Origin of the sequence: Undibacterium sp. TJN19 (genome assembly GCF_049339485.1) — a bacterium.
In the GTDB taxonomy this organism is placed as follows: domain Bacteria; phylum Pseudomonadota; class Gammaproteobacteria; order Burkholderiales; family Burkholderiaceae_D; genus Undibacterium.
Genome location: NZ_JBMPPL010000004.1, coordinates 178,092 through 194,913, shown reverse-complemented (window position 1 = coordinate 194,913; position 16,822 = coordinate 178,092). Strand labels below are relative to the sequence as shown.

The window sequence follows — 16,822 nt, the reverse complement described above, 5'->3', positions numbered from 1 at the left end:
GTGATCGATGCTATGCGGTAAGATGTTGATCCACAAGTAAATTGTCAGCACTGCATGAAAACCCGTATCCGCACCGAAGCCACCGCCCTCTGGACTATTGCCTGGCCTGTATTGATAGGCCAGCTGGCAACAGTGGGCATGGGTGTGGCCGACGTGGCAATGACCGGTCATTTAAGCGCAGACGATCTGGCATCGGTTTCGCTGGGTGCCAATGTATGGGCCATCATACTGGTCACCGTCATGGGTATCATGCTGGCGGTTAACACGGTGATCGCGCATGAAGTCGGCGCAGAAAACCATGAACGTGTGCCGCATATGGTGCGCCAGTCTTTATGGCTGGGCCTGGGTGTGGGCCTGATCGCCTGCCTGCTGCTGAATATTTCCACGCTGATTTTCAACTACCTGCAACTGGATGACGCGATCAACGCCAAGGCATCACAATTTGTGCATGTCATCAGCATCGGCATGCCAGCCCTGGCCATGTACCGCGCCCTGTATGGTTACACCACCAGCCTGAACCAGACCAAGCCCGTCATGATGATTGCACTGGGTGGCCTGATGTTCAATATCGCGGTGAACTGGCTGTTCATTTACGGGCACTGGGGTTTCCCCAAGCTGGGCTCTACCGGCTGTGCACTGGCGACCGGTACTGGCCTGTGGCTGATGCTGGGTGCGATGATATTCTGGATGCGCCGTGCCGAGGCCTACCAAAGCACCTTTCCATTCAGTCATTTTGAAGCCCCCAACTGGCAAGAGATACGTTCTACCCTGCGCCTGGGCTTGCCTATCGGCATCACTTATTTTGCCGAAGTGTCAGCCTTTGGCGCAGTTGGCCTGCTGATTGCCCGTTTTGGCGTAGTGCCAGTATCAGCCAACCAGATCGCCCTGAATTTTTCTTCACTGGTGTTCATGGTGCCGATGAGCCTCGGCATCGCCCTGGCCACCCGGATCGGCCAGACCCTGGGTGAAGGTGACCCGGCACGGGCGCGCTTTGTTTCCTGGATAGGTTATGCGTTGTCGATGAGTTTTGCGGTTATTTCAGCGTTGGCCATCATGTTATTCCGTGACCAGATTGCTGCCGCCTATACCTCGGACGCAGCAGTACAGGCAATGGCATCTGAATTGCTGGTATATGCCGCGATCTTCCAGCTGTCTGACGCTGCACAGGTGACGGCATCTTGTGCAATACGTGGTTATAAAGTCACGCGCACCCCCATGCTGATACACCTGATGGCCTTTTACGGCTTTGCCCTGCCACTGGGTTGCCTGCTGGGCCTGGCACCGACCTGGATGCCCTGGCACCCGCAACAGCCTATGGCTGCAAGTGGCTTCTGGATAGGCCTGGTACTGGGCCTGACCATCGCTGGCGTGCTGTTAACCGGCTTTTTACACCGATTAAGCAAGCATAAGATCAGAATGGCTGTGAGTTCCGGTAAAATAGCGGGTTAATCAAATCCAACTGGCAAAACATCATGAGTCTCAAATGCGGCATCGTCGGCCTGCCTAACGTCGGCAAATCCACTCTGTTCAATGCGCTGACCAAAGCAGGCATACCGGCAGAAAATTATCCTTTCTGCACTATCGAGCCTAACGTCGGCGTCGTTGAGGTACCAGATCCGCGTCTGAAACAACTGGCTGACATCGTTAAACCCGAGCGCATCCAGAACGCCATCGTTGAATTTGTCGATATCGCTGGCCTGGTAGCTGGTGCCTCCAAAGGTGAAGGCCTGGGTAACCAGTTCCTCGCACACATCCGCGAAACTGACGCCATCGTCAACGTAGTGCGTTGTTTTGAAGATGACAACGTCATCCACGTGGCTGGCAAGGTCAGCCCGCTAGATGACATCGAAGTCATCCAGACTGAACTGGCACTGGCGGATATGGGCACAGTAGAAAAAGCCATCCATCGCGAAAACAAGAAAGCCCGTTCTGGCGATAAAGATGCCGCCAAACTGGTCGCCGTGCTGGAACGCATCATGCCTGCGCTGAACGATGCCAAGCCTGTGCGCGCACTGGGCCTGGATGCCGAAGAAATGCTGCTGATCAAGCCACTGTGCCTGATCACTGCCAAACCAGCCATGTATGTCGCCAACGTATCCGACAGCGGCTTTACCAATAACCCCCTGCTCGACCAATTGACGACTTATGCGAACTCACAAAATGCGCCTATCGTGGCCATTTGTGCATCGATAGAATCTGAAATCGCTGACCTGGACGATGCTGATAAAGCCGAGTTTTTGGCTGACATGGGCATGCAGGAACCTGGCCTTGACCGCCTGATACGTGCCGGTTTCAAACTGCTGGGCCTGCAAACCTACTTCACTGCGGGCGTCAAGGAAGTGCGCGCCTGGACTATCCATGTAGGCGACACCGCACCACAGGCTGCGGGCGTCATCCACACCGATTTCGAGCGCGGCTTCATCCGCGCCCAGACCATTGCATTTGATGATTACATCAACTTCAAGGGCGAATCCGGTGCCAAGGAAGCAGGCAAGATGCGCGCCGAGGGCAAGGAATATGTGGTCAAGGATGGTGATGTGCTGAATTTCCTGTTTAATGTTTAATGCCTGGCATCTGAACGAAACCAGATACATTTGAATATTCCGTTTAAAAGCCGCGACATTCGCGGCTTTTTTATTCGCGATTGCAGGCAGGATGTAACATTTTGACGCTATATTAGCGAGACCAAGTCACCAATGTGGAGAGAATTTGCCTGATAGTAATCACATGATCACATATCCAGTTATGAAAGCCTGTCATGAAGCTTGATGTCCGTACCATCATGCTGATGTTGAGTGGCATCAATCTGCTGGGTGCCGGGATGATGGCACTGATCAGTTTTCATGCAGACAATATCAGGGGCGTGCGTCAGTGGGCGTTTGGACATTGCTGTATGTGTCTGGGTATTTTTATCAGTACGCAAATGTCCCCTGAATGGCCATTGTGGCTTATCGCCTCAGTACCGCTCATTACAGGTTGTGGTTTTGGCCTGATCTTCAATGGCATTGAAGCCTTCAAGGGCAAGCGCTGCCATTACTGGGTAACGGCATGGGTAGGTTTGCAGATGATGGCGCAAAGCCTGTGGTTTGGTGTCATGCATGACGACGTGCGAATGACGGTCATCGCCAACTCCCTCTTGGTCAGTGCTGTATTTGCTGCCGGCGCGCTGAATCTGAGGGTAAAAACCACACAGCCGCTGAGAGCGGCCTATATCCTCGCCACCAGTTCGTTTTCATTTATTGCACTGATGAGTTTGCTGAGAGCTGTCAATATCATGCGAACGCCTGCGCAGGAAATTAGCCTGTTTGCGCAAGGCAACGTCAATCCGATATTTCTTGTATTGGGCGGCTTGTCGCAATTGTCGATTTCACTTTCGCTGGTATTGCTGATTACTTTCCGGCTGGTCAGTGACTTGCGCGAGCAGGCTTCGCACGATAGCCTGACCGGGGCATTGAACCGTCGCCGCTTTGAAGATGAAGCCGGGCGTTTGCTGGCACGTGCAGCCAGAACTGGCGACACCTTGTCTGTCATCATGATAGACGTGGATTTTTTCAAGCGGGTGAACGATTTTCACGGTCATCAGGCGGGTGATGAAGTGCTGCGCCGTCTTGCCAGTTTGTTGCAAGCCGTCATCAGAAGCGAAGATTGCCTGGCGCGCTATGGCGGCGAAGAATTTTGTATCCTGCTTGCCGGTACCAATGAACAAGGTGCAGCCCAGCTGGCTGAGCGGGTACGCCAGTTGTATGCAGAATTGCAAATCAAATGGAAAAACGAGATCCTGCAAAGCACGCTGAGTGCCGGCGTTGCCGATACCAGCAAACTGGGTACGGATCTGGACACACTGGTTGGTGCAGCAGATCACGCACTATATAAGGCAAAAAATGCAGGACGCAATCGTATCGCCCTGCATTCAGAAGGCATGCAGGGCAGTTCAGGCTGATACAACTTTATGCTGACGACCGGCCAGATGCGATTCAAGCACATTGCTCTTACTGATAGCTTCGCCAGCCTGAACAGCAGCCAGCCAGTTGTCTGTCGTTGTCACGGCAGCAAAATTGGAATGGAACACAACGCTGTAGGCGCGATGGATTTCTTCTGCACTGGCATACCCTGCTGCATTTGAGTAAGGTAGCGACCCCGTCGCATCACTCAGCACTTCCACTTCATAGCCATTGTGTGCGGCTTCATAAATCGTGCTGGCATTGCAGTTATGCGTCATGTAACCGATGACACTGATGGTGTCGATATCATTATCCTTGAGCCAGGCAGCGGCGTCAGTACCGGTGAACACGCTGGCCATGCTCTTTTCTATTTTGTGATCATAAGGACGGCTTTGCACGACGGGGTGTAGTTCCCAGGTTTTGGAGCCACGCGCAAAAATCGGTGAATTTTCCGGTGCGGAATGCTGTACCTGCAATACAGGTATGCCAGCGGCAGTGGCGGCATCCATCGCCCTGGCGATATTGGCCAGCGATACTTGCGGGTCAGGATATTCAATCAGCATATTGCCGGTGAAGTATTCGTTTTGCACGTCAATGACGATGAGGGCGCGCCGGGGTGATGTGGTTGTATTGTTTTTTGCTGGTGTGCTCATGATTTTTCCTTTTTGATGAGTTAAAACAGCGTCGCTGTCCATGGCAGGTATTTTCCGTCGCCAGGCAAGAATCAGGAAGTGACCCGATTGCCAATATTCGATACAATCAGGCCATGCATGATTTTTCAAAAAAACAGGTGGTCAATGTAGCCGTGCTGGCCTTTGATGGCATCAGCCCGTTTCACCTGTCTGTGCCTTGCCTGGTGTTTGGCGAGCATCATGGTGACCTGGCGATGCCGCAATTCAAGGTCATGGTTTGTTCATTACAAGCTACTTCAACCAAGGCCGTGCGCACCAGTGCCGGGTTCAGCATTCATACCCGCCACGGTTTAAACACGCTGGCGAAGGCAGATATGGTGGTGATCCCGTCCTGGCACGATGACTTGCGCCCGCCCTCGCCCGCCTTGCTCAATGCAGTGCGCAAGGCCCATGCGCGTGGTGCCCGCATCGTCGGTCTGTGCCTGGGCGCCTTTGTGGTGGCAGAAACAGGTCTGCTGGATCAGCGTAGCGGCACGACGCATTGGGCGCTGGCACAGGCATTTGCCCAGCGCTATCCACAGATCAGCCTGGACCCGAATGTACTATATGTTGATCATGGTGACGTGATTACGTCTGCTGGTACTGCCGCCGGTATCGATTGCTGCCTGCATGTGCTGCGCAGCCAATATGGTGCGGAAGTTGCGGCCCATGTGGCAAGACGTCTGGTCGTTGCGCCCCATCGCCAGGGTGGGCAGGCGCAATACATAGAACAACCGGTGCCCTTGCTGGCCAGCGATGACCGTCTGTCAAAAGTGCTGGAATGGATGCTGGAACATCTGGCCGAAACCCAGCCCCTCGATCAACTGGCACGGCGTGCCCTGATGAGCCGTCGTAGCTTTACCCGCCATTTCCAGCAGCTGACGGGTACAACCGTGGGCAAATGGCTGCTGAACCAGCGCCTGATACAGGCAAGGCGCCAGCTGGAAACCAGCAAAAGGGGGATAGACGATATCGCTGCCGACACCGGTTTTGGCAGCGGCCTGTTGCTGCGCCGCTATTTCGCCCGTGAATTCCAGTTATCGCCATCGGCCTACCGGCGGGCGTTCCAGGGGAAAGACTGATGCTCGACTTTCAGAATCAGCTTTTTTGAAATGCCTGTAAATACGCGCATGAATATTCAGAACCCCATTAAAATAGCAGGACAGTGTTTTTTGCCTCCCTTTTTGCTTCGCTTTTTGCTTTGACATCATGCCAACAATTACCGATCTGACCATTTACCCGATTAAATCCTGTGCCGGTATCGCGTTGAGCCAGGCCACTGTGAATGAAGCGGGCTTGAGTTCTGGCGGCGTGCATGACAGGGAATGGATGCTGGTTGATGCCAACTGGCAATTCCTGACACAAAGGGAATACCCGCAAATGGCCACGATAAGGCCTGAAATTACGGCCACTGCGCTGCTTATACACGCACCTGGGCAATCCATATTGTCGCTGCCTTTACAGGTTCAGCATGCGAGTGCCGATGTGCAGGTGACGATATGGGAAGAAAATTTCCCGGCAAAGGATTGTGGTGACGAGGCAGCCGCCTGGTTCAGCAAAGTGCTGGGCCTGACTTGCCGCCTTGTACGTTTTAGTGCAAATGCACAAAGACTGTCGAACAGCAAATGGACAGGCGATATCGCTGCACCCAACCGTTTTTCAGACGGTTACCCCATCTTGTTGACAGGCACAGCATCGCTGGAAGACTTGAACCGTCGCCTGCATGGTGAAGGACACAGCGCAGTTCCCATGAATCGCTTCCGCCCTAATGTGGTATTGAAGGGGATGGAGGCTTTCGAAGAAGATTATGCTGAGAGTTTCGCGGTTGGTGACGAAATACAGTTACGCCCGGTCAAGCCCTGCCCGCGCTGCCCCATGCCAGCAGTTGACCAGGGCACCGGTGAGGTCGGCCCCAACCCTGTGGATATCTTGCAGGCTTATCGCGCCAACCCACTGGTGGATGGCGGCATCACTTTTGGCATGAATGTGATTGTGGTCGATGGTGCAGGCAAGCTGCTGCGTGTCGGTGATGAAGTGGATATGCAAATTGCCTTTTGAGTTCAGCTCATTCAGATAAACCAGTTTATGGACAGCGTGACACCTACTGAAAATCAGGGCGAAAGCCAGATCAACCAGATTGATGTGCTGCAATTACAGCATGAAAATCAGGTATTGCGCGCGCGCTTGCAGGATTTGCTGGAACAGGCGCACCGCAATCAAAACATCATGGCACGCCACCAGAGTTTTGACCTGAAGATTATCGGTGCGAATAGCTTTCGTGAACTGGTCGTGAATATTTTCAGTTCGCTGGCTATCACGTCAGAACTGGATGTGGTCAGCCTGATCTTGCTCGACAGGCTGGGTGATCTGCAACAGATGCTGGCGGACCTGAAAATTGATATTAACGAATTCCCGCACCTGACGTTTGTACGCACACCGCTGAAATCCCATAAGACTGATGCGGTATTGAACAAACCTTTGCTGGCGCATTACCAAAGCAAAGTACATGGCGCATTTTTCAGCAGCTGTAGCAAAAAACCATCCAGTATTGCCCTCATCCCTTTATGGCGACAAGACCGTCTGATAGGTTATTTGAATCTGGGCAGTTTCGTGGCCGACCGCTTCTTGCCGAATATGGCGACGGATTTTATTGAACGGCTCGGTTCCATCATTGCTGTCTGTCTCGAAAACGTCATCAACAATGAACGCCTGACCTATATAGGCCTGACTGACCCTTTGACCAATGTCAGTAACCGGCGCTACGTCGAGCAGCGCATGCTGGAAGAAATTGCCCGTGCACGCAGGCAAAAATACAGCATTTCCTGTATGTATCTGGACATTGATTTCTTTAAAAAGATCAACGATCAATATGGTCATCAGGGTGGTGATGATGTCCTTAAAGAAGTGGCAAAACGCATCAAGGCTGAATTGCGCCTCAGCGACACTCTGGGCCGTTTTGGCGGCGAGGAATTTGTCGTGGTGCTGGTCAACACGGACATGCAGGATGCCTTGCTGGTGGCAGAACGCATACGTAAAAGCATTGCCAGCCAGCCATTCAACCTCAGTGCGTCAGGCACCTGCGAAACAACCATATCAATAGGCCTGACCAGTATTGATGACAACAGCAATCAAGGTGAAACGGCAAATGTTGCCAATGAAATGCTGTGGCGCGCGGATCAGGCACTTTATGTGGCAAAAAACGAGGGGCGCAACCAGGTGCGTTGCACTTGATTTACCCTTGTCACGCTGCGGCAATTTGCTTGCCATCGCACTGCGGCGTACGTTAGCGTACAGAACCACCGGCTGGACTCGTATATTGTTGTCCCATATTTGAATCATTCAAACTGTGAGGACTTCATGACTACCGAAAACGATCAGCTCGAAAAAATCCGCGACATGATCAAAGATGTAAAGTTTGGCATGTTGACGACTGTCGATGAAAACCGTCAGTTAAGCAGTCGCCCGTTGACGAGTCAACAAGTGGATGCATCAGGTAACATCTGGTTTTTCATTTCTGACGAAGCCACTTTCCTGAACGCAGTACGACAAAATCCGGAAGTCAATGCCAGCTTCTCAAATGTCGATGACAGCTTGTATGTATCGATATCTGGCCGTGCGCAAGTCTTGCGCAACCGCCAGAAAGCAGAAGAATTATGGAATGTCATGGCCAAGCCCTGGTTTCCAAGCGGCGTCGACGATCCGCACCTGATGTTGCTGAAAGTACAGATCCATGCTGCGGAGTACTGGGATAGCGGCTCAAGCAAGATGATGCAGCTGTTTGCAATGGCGAAGGCGGCAGTCACAGGTGAGCAGCCAAAAAACATTGGTGAACACGGTGTCTTGCAGCCTTGATTATTGCGACTTTGATTTTGCAGTAGAAGCAATGTAGGGTGAACAAAACTGGCAGCACAGGCAACAGACCAATTTCTGTTGCCTGTATGGTTCAGGTATTTTGAGCGTCTTGCAGTTGCTGGTATTTTGCCTGCAATTGTTCAGGCGTCTCGCGCCAGACGGGATTAAAAGGGATGCAACTGACCGGGCAAACTTGCTGGCATTGCGGCTCTGTGAAATGGCCTACGCATTCCGTGCATTTATGCGGATCAATCTCATAAATTTCCGGCCCCATGTAAATGGCGTCGTTAGGGCATTCGGGTTCGCAGACATCGCAATTGATGCAATCGTCTGTAATCATCAGGGCCATACAAACTCACTTCTCACTAATACTGACTAAACCTGCAATGGCAAACCGCTTTGACGGCCTTGCTATTTATTTTTGCAATTCGCTTTGCGCATTCAGGATAGCCACTTTCTGTTTTAACCAGCGGTCTACCGAGGGGAACACGAACTTGGATACGTCGCCACCAAACATGGCAATCTCACGCACTATGGTACCCGAGATGAACTGGTATTGGTCAGACGGGGTTAAAAACAGGGTTTCTACGTCAGGCAGTAAATAGCGATTCATGCCGGCCATCTGGAATTCATATTCAAAATCTGACACTGCACGCAAGCCACGCACGATCACCCGCGCATCATTTTTGCGCACAAAATCTTTCAGCAAACCGGAAAAACTTTCTACCCTGACATTCGGGTAATGCCCCAGCACTTCGTTGGCAATAGTCAGACGTTCTTCCAGGGAAAAGAAAGGTTTCTTGCTTTTACTATCCGCTACGCCCACCACCAAAGTATCAAAAAGACCAGAGGCGCGACGCACCAGATCTTCGTGACCGCGTGTCAGCGGATCAAATGTTCCCGGATAAACGGCTGTAACCATCTTCACTCCCTCTTTTCGCCCTATGCACAAAACATGCATAAGGATATGCACCAAGTTGAGCAGGCATTATGCCTGATTTTCGTGCGCCCCATGCGGCAGAATGTTGCGTTGCAGTATATGAAAGAACACACTACCTGCCTTATCTGCGCGTATCACCTGCCATCCATGCAGCAGTGTGGTGACTTTTTCGTCCTCTTGCGGCTCAGCCAGCGAAAATTCTGCTTCTACATACAACACGCCTTTTTCGCCAAGCAATTCTGCGCACAGAGGCAAAATCTTGCTCAGCCAGTCTTGTCCAAAAGGGGGATCAAGAAAGATGACATCCATCTTTTCAGGTTTGCCGGCCATGAGCTGGGCAGCCTTGCCGGCGTCACCACGCACCAGGATGCATTGTTCGGCTTGCAACTTTGCTTTGACTTGCTCCAGCTGCTTCATGGCTGGCGTATGCGATTCGATCATATAAACACGGGCCGCACCACGGCTGGCCGCCTCAAATCCCAAAGCGCCACTGCCAGCAAACAAATCGAGACAGATAGCGCGTTCCCAGGTGTTATCGAGCAAATGATTTAGCCAGTTGAAGACGGTTTCCCTGACGCGGTCAGGGGTGGGTCGCAAACCTTCAGCATCGATGACGGCTAATACGCTGCGTTTCCACTGCCCACCAATAATTCTTACCTGATGAGCGACGCGTTTGGGTGGGGTTATTTTTTTACTATTTGTTTTCATTGTATGCTTGACACTGGCACATAATCTTACCGGTCGCTGTCTGTTAGAATGGCAGCATTCTCACTAGGGTCGCTTTTTTTAAGCAACCCGCATTCCGGTAAAATCATCCCAGATGTTTAGTTTTTTCAAAAGAAAGCCCAAAGAAGAGCCGCCGGTTGTTGTTGCGCCTGCAGCGCCCACAACGCCAGTTGCGACGAATCTGGACACCCCAGCGACTGCACAGGCACCTGTGCCCGACGCAGTCATGCCGACGGCTGCACCTGTCGACATCATTGCAGAAACTGCTGCCAGTGACGAACCCAAGCGATCGTGGTTCAGTCGCCTTAAAGCCGGGCTGGCAAAGACTTCGACGAATCTTACCACTCTCTTCATCGGTGCCCGCATCGATGAAGATCTGTATGAAGAACTGGAAGCGGCATTACTGACTTCGGATGCAGGCGTGGAAGCAACACAATTCCTGCTTGATGGCCTGAAGAAAAAGGTCAAGGAAGAAAAACTGACCGAAGCCGAACAGGTCAGGACAGCTTTGAAGGCTTTGCTGCTGGAATTGCTAACGCCATTGCAAAAACCGCTGGAACTTGGCCGGTATCAACCCCTGGTCATGATGATCACCGGTGTCAACGGCGCGGGCAAGACCACAACCATCGGTAAATTGGCCAAGCACATGCAAAGCCACGATCAATCAGTGTTGCTGGCAGCCGGTGACACCTTCCGTGCAGCAGCGCGTGAACAATTGACGATCTGGGGCGAGCGCAATAATGTCACGGTGATTTCGCAAGAATCCGGCGACCCGGCAGCGGTAGCATTTGATGCGGTAGCATCTGCACGCGCTCGTGGCACCGACGTGGTGATGGTCGATACTGCTGGCCGCTTGCCTACACAACTGCATTTGATGGAAGAATTGAAAAAGATCAAACGTGTCATCGCCAAGGGCATGGATGGTGCGCCACAAGAAGTATTGCTCATCATTGACGGCAACACTGGCCAGAATGCACTGACGCAAGTCAAGGCCTTTGACGATGCATTGCAACTGACTGGCCTGGTCATCACCAAACTGGATGGTACAGCGAAGGGCGGTGTGCTGGCAGCGATTGCCAAAAATCGTCCTGTGCCAGTATATTTTATTGGTGTAGGTGAGCAGATAGAAGATTTACAACCATTTAACGCGCAGGAATTTGTCGACGCCTTGCTTGGTTAACGCTAATTAATAAACGGTAACTAATAGTAAATAAGGAATGTGTCGCCCTTCACCAAACCCATATTGAATTAGCCAATCATGATCACATTTGAAAACGTCAGCAAGCAATATTCACAGGACGCCTTTGCCTTGCGCAATGTGTCGCTGTCTATCGCTGATGGCGAACTGATTTTTCTGGCTGGCCCTTCTGGTGCTGGTAAATCCACGCTGCTCAAGATGATTGCCGGGATAGAAAAACCCAGCAGTGGCCGGGTCATGGTGAACGGCCAGGACATCAGCAAATTGAAAACCGGCAGCCTGCCTTACCTGCGCCGCAAGCTGGGACTGATCTTGCAGGATCAAAAATTGCTGACCGACCGCAGTGTACTGGCGAATGTCATGCTACCTCTGATTGTGACGGGTTCCTCCCATAGCGCAGCAGAGGCACGCGCCCGCACTGCGCTGGAAAAAGTCGGCTTGCCAGACAAGGCAACGGCCCGGCCCATGGCACTGTCTGGTGGTGAACAACAAAGGGTGGCGATTGCCCGTGCCATCGTGAACCGGCCACAAATCATCCTGGCGGATGAACCCACGGCTTTTCTGGACCGGGACAATGCCAATAAGGTATTGGGTGCACTGAAAGCTTTTCAAAGCGCTGGTGTCACCTGCATTATCTCCAGTCATGACGAGCAATTTCTCGACCAGGCCAGCCGTGTCATTTATCTGAGCCAGGGCCAGGTCAGCGATGCCTGGAAATCGTCGCTGGCAGCCTGACATGCCTGATACTCAAATTCGCCCCCAATTTGTCCGAATTTACCCCATACGGTTTGAGCAACAATGAGGAATAATCCATGACCATCTGGTTTCGCGAGCATCTGTTTGCCCTGAGAAGTGCATTTGCCCATTTGCGCGCTGCCCCTGGCAATTTTCTGTTTAACGTTCTGGTGGTCGCCATTGCACTCGCATTGCCGATCGCCGGTTTGACGCTGATAGAAAATATCCGCCCCATCTCGTCACAGCTGTCCATAGAACCAGAAATCAGCATCTTTGTCAGCCCGGATACGCCAAGGGCCAATGCAACCGCCATTTCCATCCCTATCAAGAAGCTGTTGAAAGAGAAAAATATTACGGCCAACCTGAACTTCATTCCCAAGGACAAGGCACTGGCCAGCCTTGAACAATCGTCAAACCTGGCAGAAGTATTGACTACCCTGGGTGGCAACCCCCTGCCTGACGCCTATGTGCTGTCGTTATCGAACAATGATGCAGGCAAACTGGACGCACTGGTAGAAGAAATCAAACAAATGCCTGACGTTGACGTCGTGCAGGTTGATTCTGCCTGGGTGAAACGCCTGGCTGCGCTGGTACAAATACTGCAACTTGGCCTGATATTCCTGGCCGCAACCCTGGCGGTAGTCGTGGTGGTGGTGGTATTTAATGCGACGCGCCTGCAAGTCATTTCGCATCAGGCTGAAATTGCTGTCACCCGCCTGTTGGGTGCGACGAACAGCTTCATACACAAACCTTACTATTACACGGGTGCCTTGCTGGGTCTGCTGGCGGGCTGTCTGGCATTGGGCCTGATTGCGGCATCTTTACAGCCCTTGAACCGTGCCATTGCTGAATTCGCTAAATTATATGCATCAGAATTTCATCTCGCTCCGTTGGGTAGCATACCGAGCGTCATCTTATTGGCTGTTAGTATGTTGTTGGGCTTGATGGGTGCATTCCTGTCAGTCAGACGGCAATTAGCCAGAGCCAGCTAATTTCAGATACAGCTTGCAACTTTTTGCCTGCGCCCTCATCTAAGTGTTTATAGATTATTCATTAGCACTTCAAATGAAGACCGGTTTCTTGATAGATATTTTTGATGGGGTTCATAGAATCTGAGTATTAGCACTCTTCGCAAGAGAGTGCTAATATAAGAACTTGATAGTGGCGGTCAAAGTAATTTGTACTTTGGCTGGCAGCAATAAGGAGGAATAATGGCAACAACATCGACACAATTGATCCCTGCTTCTGACAGCACTGCACTGGCCCTTGGTTTCAGTGGCAGCCTCGGAAATATTGATGCCTATATCTCGGCAGTCAATCGCCTGCCCATGCTCACGCATCAGGAAGAAATCGATTTTGCGACAAAACTGCGCAACGATAATGATCTTGCCGCTGCGCAACAACTGGTTATGTCGCACTTGCGCCTGGTGGTGTCGATTGCCCGTGGCTATCTTGGTTATGGTTTACCACACGCAGATTTAATTCAGGAAGGCAATATCGGCCTGATGAAGGCGGTCAAGCGTTTTGATCCTGATCAGGGTGTGCGCCTGGTGTCCTATGCGATGCACTGGATCAAGGCAGAGATGCATGAATACATCCTGAAAAACTGGCGTCTGGTCAAAGTGGCAACGACGAAGGCACAACGCAAGTTGTTCTTCAATCTGCGCAGCCACAAAGAAGGCCTGGATGCGATGTCACCAAAGCAGATTGATGCACTGGCATCCACGCTGGATGTGAAACGCGAAGAAGTGATAGAAATGGAAATGCGTTTGTCCGGTCATGATATCGCTTTGGATGCACCTACCGATGACGATGATGAAAAATTCGCACCTATCGCCTATCTGAAGACAGAAGCAGAAGAACCAACCAAGGTTTTGGAAACGCGTCAGTATGACCGTTTGCAAAGCGAAGGCCTGGAATCTGCCTTGTCCAAGCTGGATGCACGTTCACGTCACATCATCGAAGCACGCTGGTTGAAAAATGATGATGGTACAGGTGCAACACTGCATGAACTGGCTGATGAATATGGTGTTTCTGCCGAACGCATCCGCCAGATCGAAAGCGCCGCATTGAAAAAAATGAAGGGCAACCTGGCCAGCTTTGCTTAAAGTTTAAAGCCGACGGTATTAAAAAGGGCACTCAATGAGTGCCCTTTGCTTTTTCAAACTCTGCCAACTGTTTTCAGTGGCTTACTGCCGTTAGGAATTTATTTCAACAACAGCTTCAAATCATGGGCTATCGGTTCCGCACCCTGGCCATGTCGCAGGAACAGGCGTATGCGGCCCTTGGTATCAAACACATAACTGCCAGCTGTGTGATCGACGGTATAACTGGTCGGTGTCTTGCCTGGCACTTTTTGATAAAACACTTTAAATTCCTTACCCACCTTGGCTGTGGCATTGGCGTCACCATACAGGCCCAGAAAGCGCGGATCAAAATTCGGCACATAACTGGCTAACAGCGCCTGCGTGTCACGTTCCGGGTCAACGGTCACAAATAAAACCTGTACTTTGTCTGCGTCTGGCCCCAGGGCTTTCATGACATTTGCCATTTCTACCATCGTGGTAGGGCAAACGTCAGGGCACTGGGTATATCCAAAGAAAATCACAACCAGCTTGCCCCGGAAATCTGCCAGGGTACGCGGCTTGCCATTGTGATCAGTCAGGGCAAAATCCTTGGCATAATCGAGACCAGTCAAATCGGTATTGATGAACTTTTCAGCAGGTGCGCTACAGGCCATGACGGCCAGTGCCAGTACGCAGGAAATCAGGCCTTTAAGAATTTTTTGGGTTTTCATAGCTTGATGTAATGGTCCACCAGCAGCGCGACAAAGAGCAGCGACAAATAAATGATGGAGAAGGTAAAAGTCTTGCGCGCCAGCGCATCGTCATAGTGCTTGTAAATGCGCCACGCATACCAAAGGAAAACCAACCCCAGTATCACGGCACTGACAAGATAAATCAGGCCACTCATGTGTACCGCATACGGCAGCATGGTGGTGGCAAACAGGGCAATCGTATACAGCCAGATATGAAAGCGCGTGAATTCCAGGCCATGCGTAATCGGCAACATGGGCAGGCCGGAGCGGGCATAATCATCACGACGGTACATGGCCAGCGCCCAGAAATGGGGGGGCGTCCAGACAAAAATGATCAAGACCAGTAACCATGCCTGCATGGGCATATCATTGGCCACCGCCGCCCAGCCCAGCGCTGGCGGCATGGCACCGGACAAGCCACCGATGACAATATTTTGCGGTGTCGCCGGTTTCAATATCAGCGTATAGATCACGGCATAGCCAACGAAGGTAAAGAAGGTTGCCCACATGGTCATGGGGTTGACCAGTACATAGAGTATCCACATGCCAAGGCCACCAATGGCAGCCGAAAATATCAGGGTTTGCTGGGTCGTGATTTCACCCTGGGCAGTAGCGCGGCGCGCCGTGCGTGCCATGCGCGCATCGATTTCTTTTTCAAACAGGCAATTAACAGCAAACGCTGCGCCAGCCAGCAACCAGATACCGGCGGTGGCAGCGACGACGACCCGCCAGTCAGGCAAATCTGGAGTCGCCAGAAACATGCCGATCACGGCACAGAAGACGGCAAGCTGGGTAACGCGGGGTTTCGTCAATGCCCAGTACTGGGCCAGACGGTTGGAAGGCAAACTTAATGTGGTCATGATCTATCTTTGGCAGCGGCAAGTTTCCCATGCCTGATGCGGTAGTTTAACATGGTCAGCAATAGCACAAGCGTGGCAGCCCCACCATTATGCAAAACCGCCAGTAACAAGGGCCAGGAGAAATACACCGTTGAAACACCGATCAGGAATTGTGCCAGGATCGCGATAAATAAATAGCGCCCCAGCTTTTCCATACCCGTTGTACGACTGGTCACCCAAGCTGCCCACAGGCAACTCAGTACAACAAACACGGCAAAATTTCTGTGTACCCACTGGATGGCAACGAGGGCATTAAATGGCAGATAATCGCCATTCATGGTTTTACCCAGTTCACGCCATAGGTGGAAACCATGCTCGAAATCCATCGCCGGCATTGCTTGCCCATTGCATAAAGGGTAATCAGCACAGGCCATGGCAGCATAGTTAGTGCTCACCCACCCACCCAAGGCGACTTGTATGACTACCATCAGCAGCGCCAGGCTGGCAGACCAGACTAGGGCCCGGCTGGCTGGCGCTGCCAGTTGCACGGACCTGGTTTGTTGCTCCAGACTGGCACCCAGCAAGGCCAACAAACCCATGCCCAGCAACAAGTGCGTGGTCACAATCACCGGCTGCAATTTGAGCGTTACCGTCCACGCGCCAAACGCACCTTGCAGACAAACAAAGAAAAGCAGGAAAGTTGACAGCCACGGTGCCGTGCTGAGCTGTCGGCGCCGCACCCAGGCAATGAGCATTTGCGCCGCGATCAACAAGCCAACACTCATGGCCAGATAGCGATGCACCATTTCTATCCAGGCTTTTTGAATTGTGACCGGCCCGGTAGGCATGGCAATTTCTGCCGCCTTGATATCGGCATGGGCCAGCAAGGGATTGGCATGGCCGTAGCAACCAGGCCAGTCGGGGCAGCCGAGGCCAGAATCTGTCAGACGGGTAAATGCACCGAACATGATGAGTTCAAACGTCAATGCCACTGTCACCGCAATCAGTTTGCGGTATTTATTTTTTTCTTTTGAAAAATAAACGATGGCAGCTGGAATCATGGCGACCAGTACGGCAGTAATAGCGATTTGCAACCACATGG

General features: G+C 51.9%; 18 protein-coding genes. 11 read left to right on the top strand and 7 right to left on the bottom strand.

Going from position 1 to position 16,822, the window contains the following annotated elements; translation table 11 throughout:
- The first annotated feature begins 54 nt into the window (after positions 1–54).
- The 3 genes from ACO0LH_RS14410 to ACO0LH_RS14400 all read left to right on the top strand — a co-directional run bounded on the left by ACO0LH_RS14410 (position 55) and on the right by ACO0LH_RS14400 (position 3,940).
- Positions 55–1,449 carry an MATE family efflux transporter gene (locus tag ACO0LH_RS14410; protein WP_422941797.1) on the top strand — a complete coding sequence of 465 codons (1,395 nt, stop codon included), beginning with the start codon at positions 55–57 and terminating at the stop codon, positions 1,447–1,449.
- A 23-nt stretch (positions 1,450–1,472) separates the two neighbouring features.
- Entirely contained in the window at positions 1,473–2,564 is a 1,092-nt protein-coding gene (gene ychF / locus ACO0LH_RS14405; protein ID WP_422941796.1) for a redox-regulated ATPase YchF, read from the top strand.
- 194 nt (positions 2,565–2,758) lie between these two features.
- Positions 2,759–3,940, top strand: a complete 1,182-nt coding sequence (locus tag ACO0LH_RS14400; protein ID WP_422941795.1) for a GGDEF domain-containing protein — start codon at positions 2,759–2,761, stop codon at positions 3,938–3,940.
- Here ACO0LH_RS14400 and ACO0LH_RS14395 read toward each other — a convergent pair.
- Positions 3,932–4,594 (bottom strand): cysteine hydrolase family protein, encoded by a 663-nt coding sequence (locus tag ACO0LH_RS14395; RefSeq protein ID WP_422941794.1) that lies wholly within the window; start codon positions 4,592–4,594, stop codon positions 3,932–3,934. The genes ACO0LH_RS14400 and ACO0LH_RS14395 overlap by 9 nt on opposite strands.
- A 113-nt stretch (positions 4,595–4,707) precedes the next feature.
- On the opposite strand from ACO0LH_RS14395, the gene ACO0LH_RS14390 reads away from it, so the two are divergent.
- The 4 genes from ACO0LH_RS14390 (at position 4,708) to ACO0LH_RS14375 (ending at position 8,464) form a co-directional block, all read left to right on the top strand.
- Positions 4,708–5,694, top strand: coding sequence for a GlxA family transcriptional regulator (locus tag ACO0LH_RS14390; RefSeq protein ID WP_422941793.1), 987 nt, complete (start codon positions 4,708–4,710; stop codon positions 5,692–5,694).
- Positions 5,695–5,821: 127 nt separating this feature from the next.
- Positions 5,822–6,670: an MOSC domain-containing protein gene (locus ACO0LH_RS14385; protein WP_422941792.1), complete on the top strand. Its 849-nt coding sequence runs from the start codon at positions 5,822–5,824 to the stop codon at positions 6,668–6,670.
- Between the two features lie 36 nt (positions 6,671–6,706).
- A complete protein-coding gene (locus ACO0LH_RS14380) occupies positions 6,707–7,843 on the top strand; it encodes a diguanylate cyclase (protein WP_422941791.1) in 1,137 nt (378 codons plus the stop codon).
- 126 nt (positions 7,844–7,969) lie between these two features.
- Entirely contained in the window at positions 7,970–8,464 is a 495-nt protein-coding gene (locus ACO0LH_RS14375) for a pyridoxamine 5'-phosphate oxidase family protein (protein WP_422941789.1), read from the top strand.
- Between the two features lie 91 nt (positions 8,465–8,555).
- Here ACO0LH_RS14375 and ACO0LH_RS14370 read toward each other — a convergent pair whose 3' ends face one another.
- The 3 genes from ACO0LH_RS14370 to rsmD all read right to left on the bottom strand — a co-directional run bounded on the left by ACO0LH_RS14370 (position 8,556) and on the right by rsmD (position 10,112).
- Positions 8,556–8,813 carry a YfhL family 4Fe-4S dicluster ferredoxin gene (locus ACO0LH_RS14370; RefSeq protein WP_422941788.1) on the bottom strand — a complete coding sequence of 86 codons (258 nt, stop codon included), beginning with the start codon at positions 8,811–8,813 and terminating at the stop codon, positions 8,556–8,558.
- Between the two features lie 66 nt (positions 8,814–8,879).
- Positions 8,880–9,386: a pantetheine-phosphate adenylyltransferase gene (gene coaD, locus ACO0LH_RS14365; RefSeq protein WP_422941787.1), complete on the bottom strand. Its 507-nt coding sequence runs from the start codon at positions 9,384–9,386 to the stop codon at positions 8,880–8,882.
- Between the two features lie 66 nt (positions 9,387–9,452).
- The gene (gene rsmD, locus ACO0LH_RS14360) at positions 9,453–10,112 is read right to left on the bottom strand and encodes a 16S rRNA (guanine(966)-N(2))-methyltransferase RsmD (RefSeq protein ID WP_422941786.1); all 660 of its coding nucleotides are present in this window, start codon (positions 10,110–10,112) and stop codon (positions 9,453–9,455) included.
- A 112-nt stretch (positions 10,113–10,224) separates the two neighbouring features.
- Between rsmD and ftsY the strand changes: the two genes are divergently transcribed.
- From ftsY to rpoH, 4 genes are all read left to right on the top strand, one after another.
- Complete coding sequence (gene ftsY / locus ACO0LH_RS14355) at positions 10,225–11,310, top strand: signal recognition particle-docking protein FtsY (RefSeq protein WP_422941785.1); 1,086 nt, start codon at positions 10,225–10,227, stop codon at positions 11,308–11,310.
- 78 nt (positions 11,311–11,388) lie between these two features.
- Complete coding sequence (locus ACO0LH_RS14350) at positions 11,389–12,063, top strand: cell division ATP-binding protein FtsE (protein ID WP_422941784.1); 675 nt, start codon at positions 11,389–11,391, stop codon at positions 12,061–12,063.
- A 77-nt stretch (positions 12,064–12,140) separates the two neighbouring features.
- Positions 12,141–13,055, top strand: a complete 915-nt coding sequence (locus tag ACO0LH_RS14345) for a cell division protein FtsX (protein WP_422941783.1) — start codon at positions 12,141–12,143, stop codon at positions 13,053–13,055.
- 219 nt (positions 13,056–13,274) lie between these two features.
- Complete coding sequence (rpoH, locus tag ACO0LH_RS14340; protein ID WP_422941782.1) at positions 13,275–14,171, top strand: RNA polymerase sigma factor RpoH; 897 nt, start codon at positions 13,275–13,277, stop codon at positions 14,169–14,171.
- Between the two features lie 98 nt (positions 14,172–14,269).
- Here rpoH and ACO0LH_RS14335 read toward each other — a convergent pair whose 3' ends face one another.
- Genes ACO0LH_RS14335 through ACO0LH_RS14325 form a run of 3 tightly spaced genes read right to left on the bottom strand, consistent with a single transcriptional unit; the run spans position 14,270 to position 16,820 of the window.
- Positions 14,270–14,803, bottom strand: coding sequence for an SCO family protein (locus ACO0LH_RS14335; RefSeq protein ID WP_422941954.1), 534 nt, complete (start codon positions 14,801–14,803; stop codon positions 14,270–14,272).
- Between the two features lie 53 nt (positions 14,804–14,856).
- Positions 14,857–15,741: a heme o synthase gene (gene cyoE, locus ACO0LH_RS14330; protein WP_422941781.1), complete on the bottom strand. Its 885-nt coding sequence runs from the start codon at positions 15,739–15,741 to the stop codon at positions 14,857–14,859.
- The gene (locus ACO0LH_RS14325) at positions 15,738–16,820 is read right to left on the bottom strand and encodes a COX15/CtaA family protein (protein WP_422941780.1); all 1,083 of its coding nucleotides are present in this window, start codon (positions 16,818–16,820) and stop codon (positions 15,738–15,740) included. The genes cyoE and ACO0LH_RS14325 overlap by 4 nt, the downstream gene beginning before the upstream one ends.
- Between the last annotated feature and the right edge of the window lie 2 nt (positions 16,821–16,822).